General features: G+C 68.6%; 16 protein-coding genes. 7 read left to right on the top strand and 9 right to left on the bottom strand.

What is annotated here, in order from left to right:
• Positions 1 to 20 precede the first annotated feature (20 nt).
• Positions 21 to 1,361 (bottom strand): ABC transporter substrate-binding protein, encoded by a 1,341-nt coding sequence (locus ACOQOP_RS13565; protein ID WP_420562334.1) that lies wholly within the window; start codon positions 1,359 to 1,361, stop codon positions 21 to 23.
• Positions 1,362 to 1,755: 394 nt separating this feature from the next.
• On the opposite strand from ACOQOP_RS13565, the gene ACOQOP_RS13570 reads away from it, so the two are divergent.
• Both ACOQOP_RS13570 and ACOQOP_RS13575 read left to right on the top strand, forming a co-directional pair.
• Entirely contained in the window at positions 1,756 to 2,724 is a 969-nt protein-coding gene (locus ACOQOP_RS13570; protein WP_420562335.1) for a hypothetical protein, read from the top strand.
• Positions 2,725 to 2,842: 118 nt separating this feature from the next.
• Complete coding sequence (locus ACOQOP_RS13575; protein WP_420562336.1) at positions 2,843 to 4,003, top strand: homocitrate synthase/isopropylmalate synthase family protein; 1,161 nt, start codon at positions 2,843 to 2,845, stop codon at positions 4,001 to 4,003.
• Between the two features lie 7 nt (positions 4,004 to 4,010).
• Here the strand turns inward: ACOQOP_RS13575 and ACOQOP_RS13580 are convergent, their stop codons facing one another.
• The 4 genes from ACOQOP_RS13580 to ACOQOP_RS13595 form a co-directional block, all read right to left on the bottom strand.
• Positions 4,011 to 6,413 carry an MFS transporter gene (locus tag ACOQOP_RS13580; RefSeq protein ID WP_420562337.1) on the bottom strand — a complete coding sequence of 801 codons (2,403 nt, stop codon included), beginning with the start codon at positions 6,411 to 6,413 and terminating at the stop codon, positions 4,011 to 4,013.
• 85 nt (positions 6,414 to 6,498) lie between these two features.
• Positions 6,499 to 7,626 carry a tetratricopeptide repeat protein gene (locus ACOQOP_RS13585; RefSeq protein ID WP_420562338.1) on the bottom strand — a complete coding sequence of 376 codons (1,128 nt, stop codon included), beginning with the start codon at positions 7,624 to 7,626 and terminating at the stop codon, positions 6,499 to 6,501.
• 137 nt (positions 7,627 to 7,763) lie between these two features.
• Positions 7,764 to 8,924, bottom strand: coding sequence for an ABC transporter substrate binding protein (locus tag ACOQOP_RS13590; protein ID WP_420562339.1), 1,161 nt, complete (start codon positions 8,922 to 8,924; stop codon positions 7,764 to 7,766).
• A gap of 31 nt (positions 8,925 to 8,955) precedes the next feature.
• On the bottom strand, positions 8,956 to 9,912 hold the full coding sequence (locus ACOQOP_RS13595; RefSeq protein WP_420562340.1) for a TauD/TfdA dioxygenase family protein: 957 nt from the start codon (positions 9,910 to 9,912) through the stop codon (positions 8,956 to 8,958).
• Between the two features lie 211 nt (positions 9,913 to 10,123).
• Between ACOQOP_RS13595 and ACOQOP_RS13600 the strand changes: the two genes are divergently transcribed.
• Positions 10,124 to 10,996 (top strand): hypothetical protein, encoded by an 873-nt coding sequence (locus ACOQOP_RS13600; protein WP_420562341.1) that lies wholly within the window; start codon positions 10,124 to 10,126, stop codon positions 10,994 to 10,996.
• A 32-nt stretch (positions 10,997 to 11,028) separates the two neighbouring features.
• Here ACOQOP_RS13600 and ACOQOP_RS13605 read toward each other — a convergent pair whose 3' ends face one another.
• The 4 genes from ACOQOP_RS13605 to ACOQOP_RS13620 all read right to left on the bottom strand — a co-directional run bounded on the left by ACOQOP_RS13605 (position 11,029) and on the right by ACOQOP_RS13620 (position 12,466).
• Positions 11,029 to 11,406 (bottom strand): hypothetical protein, encoded by a 378-nt coding sequence (locus ACOQOP_RS13605; RefSeq protein WP_420562342.1) that lies wholly within the window; start codon positions 11,404 to 11,406, stop codon positions 11,029 to 11,031.
• 82 nt (positions 11,407 to 11,488) lie between these two features.
• Complete coding sequence (locus tag ACOQOP_RS13610) at positions 11,489 to 11,896, bottom strand: hypothetical protein (RefSeq protein WP_420562343.1); 408 nt, start codon at positions 11,894 to 11,896, stop codon at positions 11,489 to 11,491.
• Between the two features lie 66 nt (positions 11,897 to 11,962).
• On the bottom strand, positions 11,963 to 12,205 hold the full coding sequence (locus ACOQOP_RS13615) for a hypothetical protein (protein WP_420562344.1): 243 nt from the start codon (positions 12,203 to 12,205) through the stop codon (positions 11,963 to 11,965).
• Positions 12,206 to 12,229: 24 nt separating this feature from the next.
• Positions 12,230 to 12,466 (bottom strand): hypothetical protein, encoded by a 237-nt coding sequence (locus ACOQOP_RS13620; RefSeq protein WP_420562345.1) that lies wholly within the window; start codon positions 12,464 to 12,466, stop codon positions 12,230 to 12,232.
• A gap of 148 nt (positions 12,467 to 12,614) precedes the next feature.
• On the opposite strand from ACOQOP_RS13620, the gene ACOQOP_RS13625 reads away from it, so the two are divergent.
• The 4 genes from ACOQOP_RS13625 to ACOQOP_RS13640 all read left to right on the top strand — a co-directional run bounded on the left by ACOQOP_RS13625 (position 12,615) and on the right by ACOQOP_RS13640 (position 16,731).
• On the top strand, positions 12,615 to 13,043 hold the full coding sequence (locus ACOQOP_RS13625) for a hypothetical protein (RefSeq protein WP_420562346.1): 429 nt from the start codon (positions 12,615 to 12,617) through the stop codon (positions 13,041 to 13,043).
• Between the two features lie 20 nt (positions 13,044 to 13,063).
• Positions 13,064 to 14,176 carry a hypothetical protein gene (locus ACOQOP_RS13630; RefSeq protein ID WP_420562347.1) on the top strand — a complete coding sequence of 371 codons (1,113 nt, stop codon included), beginning with the start codon at positions 13,064 to 13,066 and terminating at the stop codon, positions 14,174 to 14,176.
• Positions 14,173 to 15,756 carry an ATP-binding cassette domain-containing protein gene (locus ACOQOP_RS13635; protein ID WP_420562348.1) on the top strand — a complete coding sequence of 528 codons (1,584 nt, stop codon included), beginning with the start codon at positions 14,173 to 14,175 and terminating at the stop codon, positions 15,754 to 15,756. The genes ACOQOP_RS13630 and ACOQOP_RS13635 overlap by 4 nt, the downstream gene beginning before the upstream one ends.
• 93 nt (positions 15,757 to 15,849) lie before the next feature.
• Entirely contained in the window at positions 15,850 to 16,731 is an 882-nt protein-coding gene (locus ACOQOP_RS13640; protein ID WP_420562349.1) for a hypothetical protein, read from the top strand.
• The last annotated feature ends 2 nt before the right edge of the window (positions 16,732 to 16,733 follow it).

Here is a 16,733-nt window from a genome sequence, read left to right on the forward strand (position 1 = left end):
CCGGCCCGTCGATGCGGGGATCACCCGCGCATGTAGCCCTCGAGCTCCGACTCCGCCCAGGACAGGACGCTGTCCATGCTCTCGCCCTGCGCGTAGCGAACCACCATCTTCGTCTGCAGACCCTGGTTGTAGATCTGATAGGCGATGTTGGCCGGGGCCGGCGCGCCGGCGATGGACAGGGTCTGGCGGTGATGCGGGTCCGGATAGTGGTAGAGGGTGCCCTTGGGCGGTCCCTCCTCGGACCAGACCGGGAAGTCGGTCAGGCCGGCGAAGCTCGGCAGGTCGTAGCCGGCCGACGCCTTCACGAGCTGCTCAACGGAGGAGCGCTGGGAGATGTAGCGGATCAGGCTCTTCGCCGCCGACTTGTTCTCCGAGAACTCCCACAGGCCGAGGAAGTAGGGCAGATACGGCGCGAAACGGCCGTTCGGTCCCTTCGGCATGCCGTGGGTCCAGCACTGCTCGGCCACCTGCATCGCGTCGCGCTTGGCCACCGCCCAGGCGCTGGGCGGGTTCATGATCATGGACGCCTGACCGGACACCAGGAACTTGTTGTTCGAGGCGTCGTCCCAAGCCGCCACGTCGCCCGGCAGCACGGCGGACAGACGCTTCATGTAGTCGAGCGCCTGCTTCACGTTGTCGGTGCCCACCGTCGGGTCGCCGTTGGCATCGGCCAGATCGGCGCCGAAGGCGTGGAAGAAGGCGCCCACCGCGTCGATGCTGTCCGTGGTCACGCCGAGGCCTATGCCGAACGGGTTGCCGCCCGCATGGCACTTCTCGGCCGCCTGGATGAAGGCGTCGAGGGTCCAGTCATCGTCCTTGGGCGCCGAGCCTGCCGGATAGATCGCCTGAATGTCGACGCCGGCATGCTGCTTCAGCAGGTCTATGCGGCTGCACGGGCCCTTGATCTGGCTGCCCGTGGTGGCCGGGACCGCGACCCAGTGGCCGTCGGCCTGGCCGAGATACTTCACCGTGTCGTTGACGTCGCCATTGGCCGCGATGAGGTCGGCCATCAGGTCGTCCATCGGCTCCAGCGCCGGCGCCTTGTCGATCGGCTGCCAGGTCGGCAGCTGCAGGATGTCGTGACCGGCCCGGGCCTGCATTTCGGCGGCGGCGGTCAGGATGTTCTTGTTGCCCTGGGAGGTGATGTAGTCGATCTGGATCTCGACCTTTTCCTTCTCCGCCCACTCGTTGCAGAGCTTGGTCAGGGTGTCGTTGGCACCGGGAACCCAGTGGTCCCAGAAGCCGATCGACAGCTTGCCCGCCGCATGGGCGGAACGGATGAACGGAGCAGCCAAAGTGGCACCGGCGACCAGAGCGGTCCCGGCGAGAAACGCACGGCGAGTCGTGTTCCTGCTTGTCATGGTTGCGTCTCCTGCAAGCGGCCTCTGACGGGCCTACGTCGCATTGAGGGAAACGACGGCATCGGTTCCCCACCGGACCCATTGCGGGTTTCTGCGGTTTGATCAAAATCAATGCGAGAATGGTATGCTAGGTGACAATCTGTGATGAGCGTCAATACGGTTAATTCAACACCATTATCTCTAATTCATATTGACCTTTTAACGTTTAGCGAGATCTCGAAGCGACCCGCTCCCGCTGCCGGTCCCATCCCGCTGCGCCAATCGCCATCCCGGCTTGCCCGTCCCCCCTCGCCGTGGCCTAGTCTCGCCGCATGACCGACCGCCTCTCCCCATGCGCCCGACCGACCGCCGACCGCGTCCGGTCTCGCCTTCCCGCCCGGCGATGACGGACGCGATGCGCAGCCATGCCTGGACGGCCATCGCGGCGACGCCGATCTGGGCGCCGCCGGTCTGGCTGGAGCCGCGGGACGGCTCGGACACCGCGGACCTGCCGCGCCAGCCGATCCATCCCGGCGCCCGGCAGCGGCGGCTCGCACGGGCCTATCTGAACGATCTGGACGGGCTCCAGGCCCTGCTCTACGCGCTTCGGCTGCGGGCGGACGAGGAGCTGGCGGCGCGCTACCCGGACTTCGCCGGCAAGCCCTATCCCCTGGGCCGCTGCCTGGAGATCCGCGATGCCGTCTTCACCGACCTGGTCGCCCGGATCCAGCGCCCGGACTGCCCCGTCTCCCGGGCCCTGCACCGCTTCATCGCCGAGGGCGGGATCGGGGGCAAGATCTGGGGGGTGCTGCGCGAGTCCTACTTCCAGAACGCGATCCAGCTCGGCCCGCTCTATGTCGACGTGGCCAACGATACGGTCACGGTCACCAAGCCGAAGGTCGAGATCCTGCCCATCGAGGCCGCCGGAATGGTGCCGGTGGCGAGCCTCGCCCATTTCGCCGCCACGGCCCGGCGGTACTGGGGGGTCGAGATCTACCGGAACACGGTCTTTCCCGCCCTGGCCCCGTATTTTCCCATGATCTGCGTCTCCGACAGCGGCGCGGCCTGGATCGAGCCGGGATCGGGCCAGGTCACCACGCTGATCCGGCTCCAGCGGATGCGGCCGACCCTGGCGTTCCTGTCCACCCTTCCTCCGCCGCCCGCGGAGAAGGTTCAGGCGCTGTACCGGATCAAACGGTCCAGCCCTGATCCGCTGATCGGCGCCGAGGGCGATCCCTTCGCCATGGTGGAGGCGGCACGGGCGGAAGGCCGGTACCGCGACGCCGACTACCTGGCCGCCTGCCGCGCCAGCCGGGACGAGATCGCATCCCATTTCCGCGGCACCGGACCGACAGGTGCGTGGGATCTCGACGGCCGGCGCTGAGCCCAGGCGCCAACACGGCCACCCTCAAACCACAGAACCGGGACGCGGGATCCCCGCGACAACCGGCCGCGAGTCGAGTACCCTGCGCCTCTCCTCCTCTCCGGCCCCAGAGGGTTCCGTGCCTCTCGAGACTGTCACCATTATCGACACCACGCTGCGCGAAGGTGAGCAATTCGCGCGCGCCGACTTCTCCTCCGACGCGAAGCTGGAACTGGCCCATGCGCTGAGCGAGTTCGGCATCACCTTCCTGGAGGTCACCTCCCCGGCGGCGAGCCCGCGCTCCCGCGACGACGCCGCCCGGATCGCGTCGGCCAACCTGCCGGTGACGGTCGCGGCCCATATCCGCTGCCACCGCGACGACGTGGACATCGCCCTCGACAGCGGGGTCGGCGCGTTGAACATGGTGATGGCGATCTCGCCGATCCTGCGCCGCGCCAGCCACGGCCAGGCGATCCCCGAGGTGGTCCGCACCGCCGCCGAGATCGGCGAATACGTGCGCAAGCGCGCGCCGGAGATCACCCTGCGCTTTTCCAGCGAGGATGCCTTCCGCTGCCCGCTGAACGACCTGCTGAACGTCTACCTGCCGCTGTCGGAACTGAAGCTGTTCGACCGGCTGGGCATCGCCGACACCACCGGGGCGGCCACGCCCGACCGGGTGTCCGAGGTGGTGGGCCTGGTGTCCCGCCTGACCGGGACGCCGGTGGAGTTCCACGGCCACAACGATATCGGCTGCGCCATCGCCAATGCCCACGCCGCGGCCCAGGCCGGTGCCGGCTTCATCAACACCACCGTGCTCGGGATCGGCGAGCGCAACGGCATAACCTCGCTGGAAGGGCTGGTCGCCGTGCTCTACGCCGCCGATCCGGAGGCCACCCGCGCCCGGTTCGACCTACCCTCCCTGCCCGCCCTGTGCCACCGGGTGGCGTCCCTGGCCGGGGTGGAGGTGCCGTTCAACGACGTGCTGGTCGGCGAGACCGCGTTCAGCCACAAGGCCGGCCTGCATACCAAGGCGGTCTACAACGACCCCCGCGCCTACGAGGCCCTGGACCCGGCGGATTTCGGCCTCGACCGGCAGATCTCCATCGGCCACCGCCTGACCGGCTGGAACGCCATCCGCGTGCGCTCCGAAGCGCTGGGCTACAGCCTGCCGCTCGCCGTCCTCAAGGCGGTCACCCGCAAGGTGAAGGAGGCCGGAGACGGGGGGGAGCTGTCGATCGAGCGGGTCGATGCCCTGATCGCCGACGCCGCCCGCGAGGGCGGGCTCGCCGCCGGAAACTGACGCCGGTTCAGGCCGTCGCCCGCTGCCGCATGGCGAAGCTGGCGAGCCCGTACAGGACCGCCAGAACCCCATAGCCGATCCCCAGAGCCGCCAGAGCCGCCGGATTGTCGGACGCCGCGACCAGCAGCAGGCCGACCAGGGCCGGGCCGGAGATATGGCCGATCCGCTCCAGGATCCGGTAGACGGCGATGGTCCGGTCGCGGCCGACCGCGCCGGCCGCCCCGCCGGCGGCGACCCGGGCGATGATGGGCGCAGCGATCAGCCCCTGTCCCACGCCGAGCAGGGCCACCGAGAGGCCGATGGCGGCACCGCTGGCCACCGACAGCGGGATCGCCTCGAGCGCCGCCTGGACATCGACCGACAGCGCCAGCAGCCAGTGCGGCACGGCCCCGTCGCCCACCCCTGTCACCAGACCCAGCCCGGCCATGCCCATGGCCAGGGCGATCATGCCGAACACCAGCGCCCGGTCGGTGGAGCCGAGGGCCCGCACCAGCCGCGGGGCGATGGCGGTCACCAGGTAGGTGACGATGGCGAACACCATCAGCGCCTGGCCGACCTCGTCGTCGCCGTAGCCCGACCGGTGCAGCACCAGCGGCATGGCGAAGATCGCCACCCCGGCCAGCGCGAATTTCGAGGTGACGCCGATCATGGTCAGCAGGGCCAGGAAGTCGGGGAAGACCAGCACCCGCCTGAGGTCGCCGAACAGGCGGATCGGCTGCGGTTCCTGATCCTTGACCAGGGGCGGCAGGACGAAGCGGATGTAGAACAGCGACACCACGGCCACCAGGCCGGCCAGCAGCACGAAATTGGCGTCGTCCATGAAGACGGCCAGCAGCCCGCCGATGCCGGTGCCGACGATCAGTCCGCCGTTGTAGCCGAGCACCTGGGCGGCCGCCGCCCGCACCCGTTCCTCCGAGGAGACGATCTCGAAGGCATAGGCCTGCACCGCGATCAGCAGGATGCCCTGGCCGATCCCGCCAAGCGCCCGTCCGGCGCACAGCGCCCAGAACGAGTCGACCGCGCCGACCAGGAACAGGCCGCCCGCCACGGCGGCGGCGCCGCCCATGAACAGGGTGCGCAGATCCATCCGCTCGGTCAGGATCGAGGCCGGGATCAGCGCCACGGTCAGGCCGACGAAGAACAGGCTGAAGGGCAGCGAGACCAGGCTGGTCGACAGACCTTCGGCGAGCGCCCGTTCCTGGCTGAGCTCCGGCAGAATGCTGAGCACCAGTGAATCCGCCAGGATCCCAAGGAAATAGGCCGGCTGAAGCACCGCGAGTCCGGCGGCGCCGGAAATCCGGTCCGGGCTCGTCCCCGCCCCGTATCCGCCTTCCCGTACCGCCCGGAAGAAGATCGTCGCGAACAGCATGCAGCCGAAGAACAGGGCGGCGAAGTTGCGGCCGCCGGCCCCCATCGCCTCGATCACGACGGAGACCGGCAGTTCGGCCGTCAGGGTCAGGTGTTGCTCGGCGTCGATCGGCTGCGAGAAGGAGACGGTCCCGTCGCCGGCCTTGGCGCCGGCATGTTCCCGGTCGGTGATCCGGTTCAGGACCTCGTCCCCATGGGTCAGCGTGATGGCGGCGATCTGCGGGTTGATCCGACGGTAGTCGATCAGCGCGTCGCGAATGCCGCTCAGGGACCCGATGGGGATGCCGATCTCGGTGACCGCGGCCAGCCGGGCCGCCATCGACCGCGCCAGCCCCTCGGCCTGGCCCTCCACGCCCTTGCGGTAGAGCTGGAACATAACGACGACCAGCACCGCCACGATCACGACCATCACCGCCGTGAAGGTCGGCCGCAGCCACCGCCGCGCCGCCTCCGCGCCCTTCAGCACGACGAGGATCTGTAGCGCGGAGAAGGCCAGGAACAGCCCGGCGGCGGTCAGGAACACGGGCAGGAAGGCCGCGTCGATGGTGCCGCGGATGGTCGGGCCGTCCACATGCAGCATCAGGTAGCCGACCGGGCCGAACTTGTCGGCCACCGGCAGGCGCAGGATCTTGGCGTTGTCGACCGAGGCGACCTCGCCCCCTTCCGGGTCGGCGTGGCCGTGGAAGGCCGAGACGTGGACGTCGAACTCGCCGGCGCAATCCTCCGTGTCGGGGTGCTCGTGGGCCATGACGCAGGCCACGGTCTCGCCCCGCACGCCGGTCAGCGCCACCGTGTGGATCGAGCTGTCCACATCGCCCAGCTGCTCGGCCCGACGCTCGAAGCCGGTGAACTGGTTGAGCGGAAGGCCGCTCTGGGCGAACTGGTTGAGGGTGTGCTGGAGGGTGGCGCCGAGCTGGGTGACCCGGTCGAGGCGCATGCCGGTATAGACCCGGGTCGCCTCGCCATAGCCCACATAGGCGAACATCAGCAGGCTGAGACCCATCAGCGCTATGCCGGGTAGGATCGCAGTGAAACGGTTCATTCCAGTCTCCGGCCTCGGGCATCGCCCGCGCGACACCCAAGGCCGGGCGTCATACGGAAGGTGTCAGGCGGCGGGCAAGGCCCGCTCACCCGCTCTTGGTGGTCGTGTCGGCGGCTGCCGGCGCGGGCGTGCCCTTGTCGGTTTCGATGTCCTTCAGCCGCGGCTCGATCATGAGCTGGACCTTGCGCAGGTCGCGCACGAACTTCTCGTTGTGCCCGTCATCGAGTTCCACCGCCCGGCGCAGGATGTCGGCCGCCCGCACCTTGTTGCCATGCTCGGCGTGGTACATGCCGTAGGCATGGACGATCCGCGGGAAGTCCGGTGCCATGTCATAGGCCTCGCGGAGCTTCAGGCCGGCTTCCTTGATCTGGCCCTGGGCGATCAGCGAGTCCGCCCAGTAGACCAGGGCCTCCGGGTAGTAGGGATCGATCTCCAGTGTCTTCTTGAACCGGCCGATCGCCTCGTCATGCAGGCCCATGGTCTGCAGCGCCTCGCCCCAGCGCATCATCGGACGCGGGAAGGTCGGGTCGAGCGCCAGCGCCTGGCGGTTCTTCATGATCGAGCCTTCCAGGTCGCCCTCGAAGAACAGGATATGGGCCCACAGGGCATAGACCCAGGGCAGGTTCTTGCGCGGCGCATGGACCAGGGCGTGGGTGACCGCCTCCTTGGTCTTGGTGAAGTCCTTCGACGGAATCTCGCGGCGGAAGTGGTAGACCGCGATCAGATACGGGTCGAGTTCCTTCAGGAGGTCGATCGCCGCGTCGTTCATCAGACCCGGGATGTCGTCCTTCGTGCCGCGCTTCTCCAGCAGGAAGTGCCAGTATTCCGAGGACTGGCCGCGGATCCGCAGCACCAGTTCCTCGCCATCCTCGACGAACTCGCCGGAGAAGGAATAGGGCAGGAAGCCGAGCGCCACCTGGGTCGCACGGATCGGCTGGGCCAGCCCGAACCAGTCGCTCAGGGCCTCGACCGACTTCGCCTGGGCGGTTTCCTCGGCGACATAGGCGCCGCGGTTGGTGCCGGCCTCATCGCTGATCCGGGCGACGCTGTCCGACAGCATCGTGGTGGCGACGGCCTCCGAGTAACCCTGGTCCTCCAGGCTCGGCGGCACCGAGATGTTCTGAATGACGATGGTGTCCGGACTGATGAAGTACGAAACCGCAAAGAACGCTCCGACCGCCAGGGCCGGGATCGTCAGGATATTATCCAACACCGCGCGAATCCTCCTCGTCGCCTCGACCGACGCGCTCCAGTCCTGGATGCGCCATCCGGTCGACCTCTCCACGCGTTCCGCCCCTGCGACGGAACCCGCCCCTAATGCCCGAGACCACCCGGTCCCGGTTCCTGCGTTCAGAACACCCGCTGGCCGAATGCCACCACCTGGCGTCCGTCGAGATCGTATACGAAGGTCGAAGACTCCAGGAAAGAGAATGGGATCTTCACCCCGATCCGATCCGCGATCAGGAAGTTGATCGCCAGATCCGGTGGTGCCACCGTGCCGACCGGCAGGTCGCCCGGTTTGGCGGCACCCGTCACCACGTCGACCGCGTAGACCGCGGCCAGCGTCAACGCGCTCGTCATGTTCACGCCGATGGACAGCAGCGCGGACTCCTCGCCCGCCCGCACGATGTCGGGCAGCATGGAGACGACCGGCACCCGGCCCGCATGGCGGTTGATCTGGGAAATGCGCTCGTAGACCGCGGTCGAGCCGGTGATCAGCAGGATGCTTTTCTGGTGTCCCGGGTCCAGCTCCTCGATCCGTGCCAGCGCCGCCGGCAGATTCTCCTCCAGCTCCGCCTCGGCCGAGCCGCGGCCGGTCACCGTGACATCGACGATCTCCAGCCCGAGCGTCTTGGCGGCCGCCTTGAGCGGGTTCACCTGGGTCAGGATCGCGCTCTCGTTATTCTCCGAATAGACCACCCCGATCGTGGTCAGGTCGGGGATCAGCCGGCGCAGATAGGCGACCAGCGTGCCGGTCTCCACGTTGATCGAGGTATAGGCGATGTTGGTGCCGCTGCCGGACGGATCGCTCAGATGGCCCGAGGCGATCGGGTCCTTCGACGCGCTGGTCACCGCCGGGATCGTGTGGCCGCTGTGATGCGCCCGCAGGAAGGACGTCGCCGAGGACCCGGCCGACATGATCAGGTCCACCGGCTGGTCGTAGGACCAGCGCAGCGCCTCCATCGCGACCGCCTCGTCATTGTCGTAGTACCAGATGTCGAACCGGGCCGGCACCTGGCGGCGGGCGAAGACCTGCAGGATCGTATTGACCGCCAGCGTATAGGCCTCCACCGACCGGCTGGGGATCAGCAGCATCACCCGCTTCGCCCCCTCGGCCCCGTCCCGGGGGATGGCGACATGGCGGGCGGTATCGCCGGCATCGGTGTCGACGTCGTAGGTGCTCAGGGTCGCCTCGTCATAGACGACCCAGTCCAATACCGGCCGCTCGGCGGCCACCGCACGGCCCGCGACAAGCCCGAACACCAGAACAATGAGTACCCGAAGGATCATGGACGGTCTCGTTTCATCCCTGCCGACGATGTCAAACGGGCACGCCGCCTTCGATCGTCAGGCGGTGCATGATCCGCGGCTGGTCCGGCGGCGTGAACGTGGCCGAGTGGATGATCGAGGCGTTGTCCCAGGCCACCAGGTCGCCCTTGCGCCACTTGAAGCGCAGGACGTGCTCCGGCGTGGTCGCCTCCTCGCAGAGCCGGCGCAGCAGCGGCACGGCGACCGCGTCGTCGAGCCCCTCGATGCCGACCATCATCTCGTCGTTCAGGTACAGCGCCTTGCGTCCGGTCACCGGATGGGTGCGGGCGACCGGATGGCGCTGCTCGGGGACCTTGTTGCTCTTCTGTGCCGTCGGCGACGGGGCGGTCGCCGCCTCCTCCGCCTGACGGATGCGCTTCAGCTCCTCGATCTCCGCCTTCTCGGCGGCACTCAGCTCGCGGTCGCCGGAGAACACGAACTCCTTGCGCTGGTAGCGGTGGATCGCCCGGCGGCCGTCGATCAGCGCCTTGGTCTCCGCGTCCAGCCGGTCATAGGCGTCGTACATGTTGGCGAAGAGCGTATCGCCGCCCCGTGCCGGCACCTCGACCCCCTGCAGCAGGGTCACGCTGCTCGGCTTCTCCACGAAGGTGCTGTCGCTGTGCCAGTGGGTTCCGGCGCCGTCGCGACCGATCGGCTTGCCGTCCTTGCGCACATTGGACAGCACATAGATCTGCGGGTGCTCGGGGTGGTTATAGGAGCTGATGAAGAACGGCTCGATCGCCCCGAAGATCTCGGCGAAGCGGATGAACCCCTCCGGCGCGATGTCCTGGCCGCGGACGGCGATCACCTGGTGGCGGAAGAACAGCTCGCGCACCCGCGCCGCCTCTTCCGGCGTGACCTCCCGCGACAGGTCCAGGCCGGTGATTTCCGCGCCCAGGAAGGGGGTCAGGGGAACCGCTTCTATTCCGACGGTCTCGGCCGTTTCGGCCCGCATGGCTTCTGCCTGCATCGACTACCTCCCGCCGGGCCCGTCCCGGCTTCCCCGATCATGCGCGCGTGCCCGTTTGACCGCGCAATTGCACCGGCGCACCAAGAGTGATTCACTGCGCCAGTTTCCTGGAAGCGTTCTACCACGATCGCGGCTCGACGGTCGCGGGTGTAAGTGACCGAGGGTCACCGAAAATCGGTCGGAGGACGCCCTGATCAATCGCGGAGCGGCCATGTCGTCTGGAATTTCCACCGATCCGGTCATCTGGCTCAGTGCCGAGGATGTGGCGGCCGATTTCTCGCTTCCCCCGGGCACCGCACCGGCCGGGCGGCAGTCCCTGGCCACGGCAAGGATGGTGATCTTCGTCGGCCTCACCGGGTCGGGCAAGTCGGCCACCGTTGACGCGCTCGCCCAGGGCGGCGCGGTAAGGGCCGTGCTGCCGGACCGCCGGGCCGTCACCGACCGGATCATCCTGCCGGCGATGACCGGCGATCCCGCCCGCAGGGTGTCCGACCGGATCGAGCGGTTCCGCCTGACCGCGGCCTTCCGCGACGCCCATCCGGGCGGGATGGGCGACGTGCTGGAGCGGCTGACCGTCGATCAGACGACCGCACGGGAACGGCTTGCCGGAGGCTGGCTGGTGTTCGACGGGGTGCGCGGACCGGCCGAGACGGCGGCGGCGGCCCGCCTGCCGAACGCCGTCTTCGCCGTGCTGGTCGCTCCGCCCGAGGTCCGGGTCGCCCGGCTCAGCCTGCGCGGCGATCCGTTCGACCGGGCCTCGCTGGCCGCGGGCGAACCGCTGGAGGAGTCCGGTGGCGCGTCGGATTACCTGCGCGTGCTGCGCGAGCACGAGGTCGGGACGCTGATGTCGGAGGCGACGATGGGCCGGCTCGCCCGCCTGCTCGCGGAGGCCGACGCCGACCTGACGGCGGTCGCCTCGGCCGCGGCCATCGTCGTGGAGGAATCCCGGTACTACGACACTTCGGAGGCGATCGCGGTGCTGAAGGACCTGGCCCCCGGCCGGACGGTCATCGTCGATACGGCCGACACGCCGGTCGCCGAAGTCGTGGCGGCGATCAGCGCGCGGCTTTCGCGCGCGGGCTGACCGCCGAAGGTCTGTTTCCGGCCGGGCCGGTGTTACTCGCCGGTGTACCAGGCGTCGGCGTAGAGACCGCCGCTGACCGCGCCGAGCAGCCGCATGCTGCCGCGGAACAGCGCGTAGCCCTGGGAGTGGACCAGCGCGAAGGCGTTGCCCTGGCCCAGCGCCCCGATGCTCGAGCCGGTGAGCGTGCCGTAGACCGGCAGGATGAGCCCGTCGGTGACGATGGTGGCGATCACGGCACCGCCAACCACGCCGGCGGTGATGGCGACCGCCCGGTAGGCGTCGAAGCTGGATCCCTGGGCGGCTTCCGGGACGATCGGCTGGATGGCCTGCGCCTTCGCGCCGGTGGCGGCGACGAAAACGAGCCCGAGGGCGACCACCAGACCCCTGGCGAATTTCAGAAGATTTGTCATGGCACTTCTCCCTGTCGGTCTCTGCTGTCCGATATGCGTGACTGTCTTGTGCGCGGGGCGGCCGGGAGGGCCGCCGCCGAGGTCATTCGCTGGCGAAATACATGCCCGCCATGGCGCCGCCCAAGGCGACGGTCGCCGCGGTGATGGTGTGCACCGCCATCTCGCCGGCCAGCGGCAGCGTGCCGGTCGCCGCCAGCCATGTGCCGCCGAGGATGTCGGAGGCCGGCAGGCCGATGATCGGGCTGAGCGCCGCACCGCCGGTGATCACGTTGAGGGCGATCGCACCGGCCGCCGCCCCCAGGAGGGCCGCGGACACCGAGCTGATCGTGTGGGATTCGTCCCGCGCGTCGCCCAGGGACTGGACGATGGCCGGCGCCGGCACGCCCTCGTCAACGGCTGCCGAACCGGCCTGCTGCGCCAGCACCGGGGTCGCCATCAGGCAGACCGCCGCAAGCGCCATCACCATCGTCTTGAAGAAACCCAGTCGCACCATAACCCCCCATGGCAATCCTGATGGTCCGCCGATCCCCCGGTCCGCCGGGCGGCGGTCTCTAGCTCATCCGCCGAGCTCCGCCCGGAGCGAGGACACATGCTCCCACTGGGCGGCCGCGCAGTAGTTCGTGATCAGTTCCTTGTCGCCCAGCGTGATCTGGCCGGGCGTCACCGTCGCCGGTGCGGCGACCTCAGCGTAGAAGCCGCGCTCGTAGCCGTACATCCACCACTCCGCGAACTGCTCGGAGTAGAGGGCGGCGACGAACTGGGCCGCCAGAAAACCCGAAACCGTGGCGACGAATGTCATGATGCTGTTCCCCCGGCCGCGCCGTCAGTTCTGGTCGATGATGCGACAGAGTTCCATGTCCGAGCGCGCCAAGGGGGTGCCGGCCATCTCGAACGCGAGACGCTCCGCCTCCGTACCCGTCGGATCGGGCTCGATGTTCCAGAAGTAACCGGACACATGCTCGCTGTTCCAGATCGCCAGGTTCTCCGCCGTGACCTCGATGAATCCGAGGGCCAGCAGAGTCCCCGCGAACGTGGTCGTCGCTGTGAGCAGAAATTCCATACGAGGCTCGCGAGTCTTGAAAAGTCCTGGACATGATCCTAGCGATCATGGGGATTTGAGGCAACATACGGCGACGATTGCAAACCGCCGCACCGGTCCTATACGGTTCCCCGACGGTCGCCCCCTGATGCCAGTTCGGACCCCTTCCATGGAGCATAGCGCCGTCGTCGAGAAGGCCATCGCGCAGTGTTCCGGCGCGTTCAGCACCCTCACCCTGTACGAAACCTACCTGTCGATCGACCGCAGCCAGTTCATCTGCGACGTCCACGAACTGCTGTTCCGGTCGCATCCGATCCGCAAGAGCCGGATCGAGCTGGCGGAGATCACCGAGCTCGGCCTCAGCGCCTCCATGCTGCTGCCGCCGCTCTTCGTCGTGCGCTTCGCCGGCTGCGCGCAACTGACCGGGTCGATCCTTCACGACGCCATCCTGGGCAACGTCCACATGCTCAGCTTTGTTGACAACCGGCCGTTCTACGCGCTGTACCATGAACTGGAGACCATGATCCTCGCCCGCCGGCCGCCCGAGGAGAGTGCCGACGTGCTGGCCACCCGGCGGCCATTCCGTTCGTTCCCATAGCGCAGCGTCCAAGCCCGCCCATGACCCTTTCCCGTGCCGCTGCCTATCTGTTCTCGCTGCTGATCGTGGCCGCCTTCGCCGCGAGCGGCGTCCTCGCCTTCCACGGCCCGCCCTTCGGCGCCCGCGAGAACGCCGCGGAGTTCGAGCGGCCGCAATGGGCACGCGACATCTACAACCACGTGGGCTTCCCGGCCTACCGGCTGCGCCCGGACGGATCGTCGATCGCCATCGGCCGCGTGGTCATGCTCAACCCCGAACGGCTGCGCGTCTCGGTGTTTCCCGACGTCGATATCGACCCGGTCGGCGAGTCACGGGTGCTGCTGCTGGAGACCAATGCCCGCTCGCTGCTGGCCCTGGTGCCGGACAAGTCGCGCACCGAGATCGCCAAAGACATGGAACGGGTCGCCCGCTCCATGCGGGACCGCTTCGTCAGCATCGTGCGCGACCCGGCCTTCGACGAGGCCTACCGGGAGCGCCTGCAGACGATCATCATCGACGCCTACCGCAAGGTCCGCGCCGATCCCGCCCTCGACAGCGCGACCGACCGGGCGATCGAGATCTACCGCCGGGAATACGCGCCGGAGCTCAGCAACAGCCTGCTGATCGCCGCCATCCCGCGGCTGCGCGCCGCCGCCCTGGAGATGATGACCCCGTCCTGGCAGGGCATGCTCGACCTGCTGGTGGAGGGCAAGGTCGACTACACCCCGCTGGGCGACGCGGCGGCCGACCTGCTGCGCAACGATGCGTTCTTCGACGCCCTCGTCATCCACGCCCTCAATCTCGGCCGCGACCGGCGGTTCTGGCAGGTCGGCGTGCTGCTGGCCGACGCCTTCATCGACGCGGTGTCCGACGACCCGCGCACCGAAGCGCTGCTGGAGGACATCTCCCGCGACCCGGCCTTCCATACCGAACTGCAGGTGCTGGAGCGCGAGGCCGCGGCGGCCACCACCACGATCTTCTCCAACGTCGTCGGCCGCGGCCCGCAGATGCAGCCCGACGCGCTGGCGGTGCGGATCATCCGATACATCCTCCTGCGCCGCCCCCATGTGGTGGCCATCGTCGTGCAGGAGGGCGAGACCCTGCCATCCGGCATGCTGAACCGTTTCACCCCGCTGACGAGAGCCGGATCGTGACCCCAGCCTCCGCCGCCGAGCGCCGCGCCCCGATCCTGTCGGTCGCGTCGCTCTCCATCGCCCAACCGGCCGGCCGCGTGCTGCTGCGCGACGTCGACCTGGCGCTCAACGCCGGCGAGATCGTCCTGCTGGCCGGGCCGAGCGGCACCGGCAAGTCGACCCTGATCAACATGCTGTCCGGCGCCATCGATCCGCGCGAGGAAGGCTGGCAGGCGTCGGGCGAGATCAGCTACGGCGACCGGGTCTACGACCTCGCATCCGACCGGGTGGCGATCGGCGGCGTGGTGTTCCAGAACTTCGCCCTGTTCGACGACCTCTCGGTGGCCGACAATCTGGCCATCGCCCGCGACCACAGCGACGCGATCAGCCCGTCCCTGAGTGCCGCCATCGACCGGCTGATCGAGGATATCGACCGCCGTCAGCCGGTGGCTTCCGCCAGCGGCGGTCAGCGCCAGCGCGTCGCCATCGCCCGCACCCTGCTGGGCAACCACCCGGTGCTGTTCCTGGACGAACCGAACTCGGGCCTCGACGTCTCCTCCTCGCGCCAGCTTGCCGAGATGCTGCGCGCCCTGGTCGACGAGATCGGCATCCCGGTGGTGATCATCGCCCACCATTTCCGCCACCTGATCGACGTGGCCGACCGCGCGCTGGTGCTGGATTCCAACGCCCATTCGCTGGTCGAGGTCGAGGTCGCCAGCGACGCCATCGAGGCGGCCCTGTCGGCGATCGAGCAGGACCAGGCGCCGACCGCCTATGCAGGCGCGGAGACCGAGGCGCCCGACGCCTCGAAGGGCCTGGCCGATGGCGGCCCCCTACCCGATGCCGCCGCCCGCTGGCGGCTGGACTGGGGCATGCGCTTCTTCCTGCGCTACATCTGGGAGCTGTGCTTCTCGCCCTCGGCCCTGCTGTTCGTCGGCCTCGGTTGCACCATCGTCGGCTTCGTGACGACCTGGTTCATCTTCATGTACCTGCCGTTCCGCGAGTACCTACTGCCGATCATCCATTCCGACGCGCTGGCCGGCCTCGCCTTTAGTGAGCTTCGGGTGCTCGCGCCGCTGATGGCGGCGGTGCTGATCAGCGTGCGCAACTCGTCCCTGATCACCGCGAGCATCGGCCACAAGGTCTACTCCGACCAGATCAAGGCGATGCGGAACCTCAACGTGCCGCACCGGCTCTATATCAACACCATGGTGATGGCGGCCTCGGGCGTGGCGGCGGTGTTCCTGGCGGCGGCCGCGGTCAGCCTGACCGCCTGGGTGGCGATGATGACCTGGGCCCATATCTTCCCCGACGGATCCACCTACATGTGGCGCGACCAGTTCTTCCAGCGCCTCTGGCCGCCGGGAGAGCCGTTCCTGATCGGCTGGGACTGGATCCTCGCCAAGACCGTCCCGTCGATCGTCGGCGCCTCGGCCATCGCGCTCTGGTTCGGCTACCGCCCGAAGCACGACGTGCTGGACATCAACAAGGCGATCGCCCAGTCGCTGATCTGGGGCCTGTCCTTCGTCCTGACCTGGCAATCGGTGCTGACGCTGATCGAGTTCAAGCGGGTGTCGGCGCGGCTTGAAGCGACGTTCTGACGGGATGCGGGGGGAAACAATGGCCAAGCTCTGCTGGATTTTCGCGCCGGCTCACGCCCTAATGCGGCTCGACGCGGCACGGGGTCCGGGGTGATGCAGCAGTTCCTAGATTATATCGGCAGCTTCCGAAGCGGACGGCGCTTCATCACGCTGGAGGAGGAGCGCGCGCTGCTGCACATGGGCACCACGCGCTTCGGCCTGACCCTGGACGACGCCATGTCGGCGCTGCTGGTCGGCACGCGGCAGTCCGACCTGATCCTGGAGAGCGAGGTGGCCGACGAGACGGCCGCCTTCCTCGCCGGCCGGGTGAAGCAGACAGGGCGGATCGCGCGGTCCGACTTCCGGGCGGCGACCGACTTCTTCACCGCGCGGGCCGGCAACGTGATCACCCCGAACGAGGCGTCGCGCCGGGTGCGCCAGCTCGTGAACCGCTCCGGCTGGACGCCGGCGCGCGCCGGCTGGGTCTGGCCCGACACGAGTTGGTTCGACGGCATTCCCGACCCCGTCCCGAGCACGCGGACCTGGATGGCCCCGCCCGCGGCCCAAACCGCCGACGCGGCGCAGTCGTCCAACGGCGATGCGGGGGGTGTCCTGAGGGACTGGGGGGCGGCGCTTCAGTCGCGCAATGTCGACCGGATCATCTCGCACTACACCGCCGACGCCCTGCTGCTGGCAACCGCCGAGCAGCAGCCGCTGATCGGCCCGCCGCAGATCCGCACCTATTTCGCCCGCCTCGCCTCCTACGAGGGGCTGAGCGTCCAGTTCCAGCAGGAACTGCAGCGGCTGAGCTCGGACCGGGCGACGCTGGTGAGCGGCCTGTACACCTTCTCCTGGCGCGACCCGGCGAGCGGCAATCAGGTGGTGACCCCGGCGCGCTACAGCTTCGCCGTCCGCCAGAGCGGATCGCCGGGCCGGATCAGCATGCACCACTCGTCACGGGTCCCCGGCAACTACCCGGGTGCGGACCAGATCTGAGC

This window comes from Thalassobaculum sp. (assembly GCF_965223715.1).
In the GTDB taxonomy this organism is placed as follows: Bacteria; Pseudomonadota; Alphaproteobacteria; order Thalassobaculales; family Thalassobaculaceae; genus Thalassobaculum.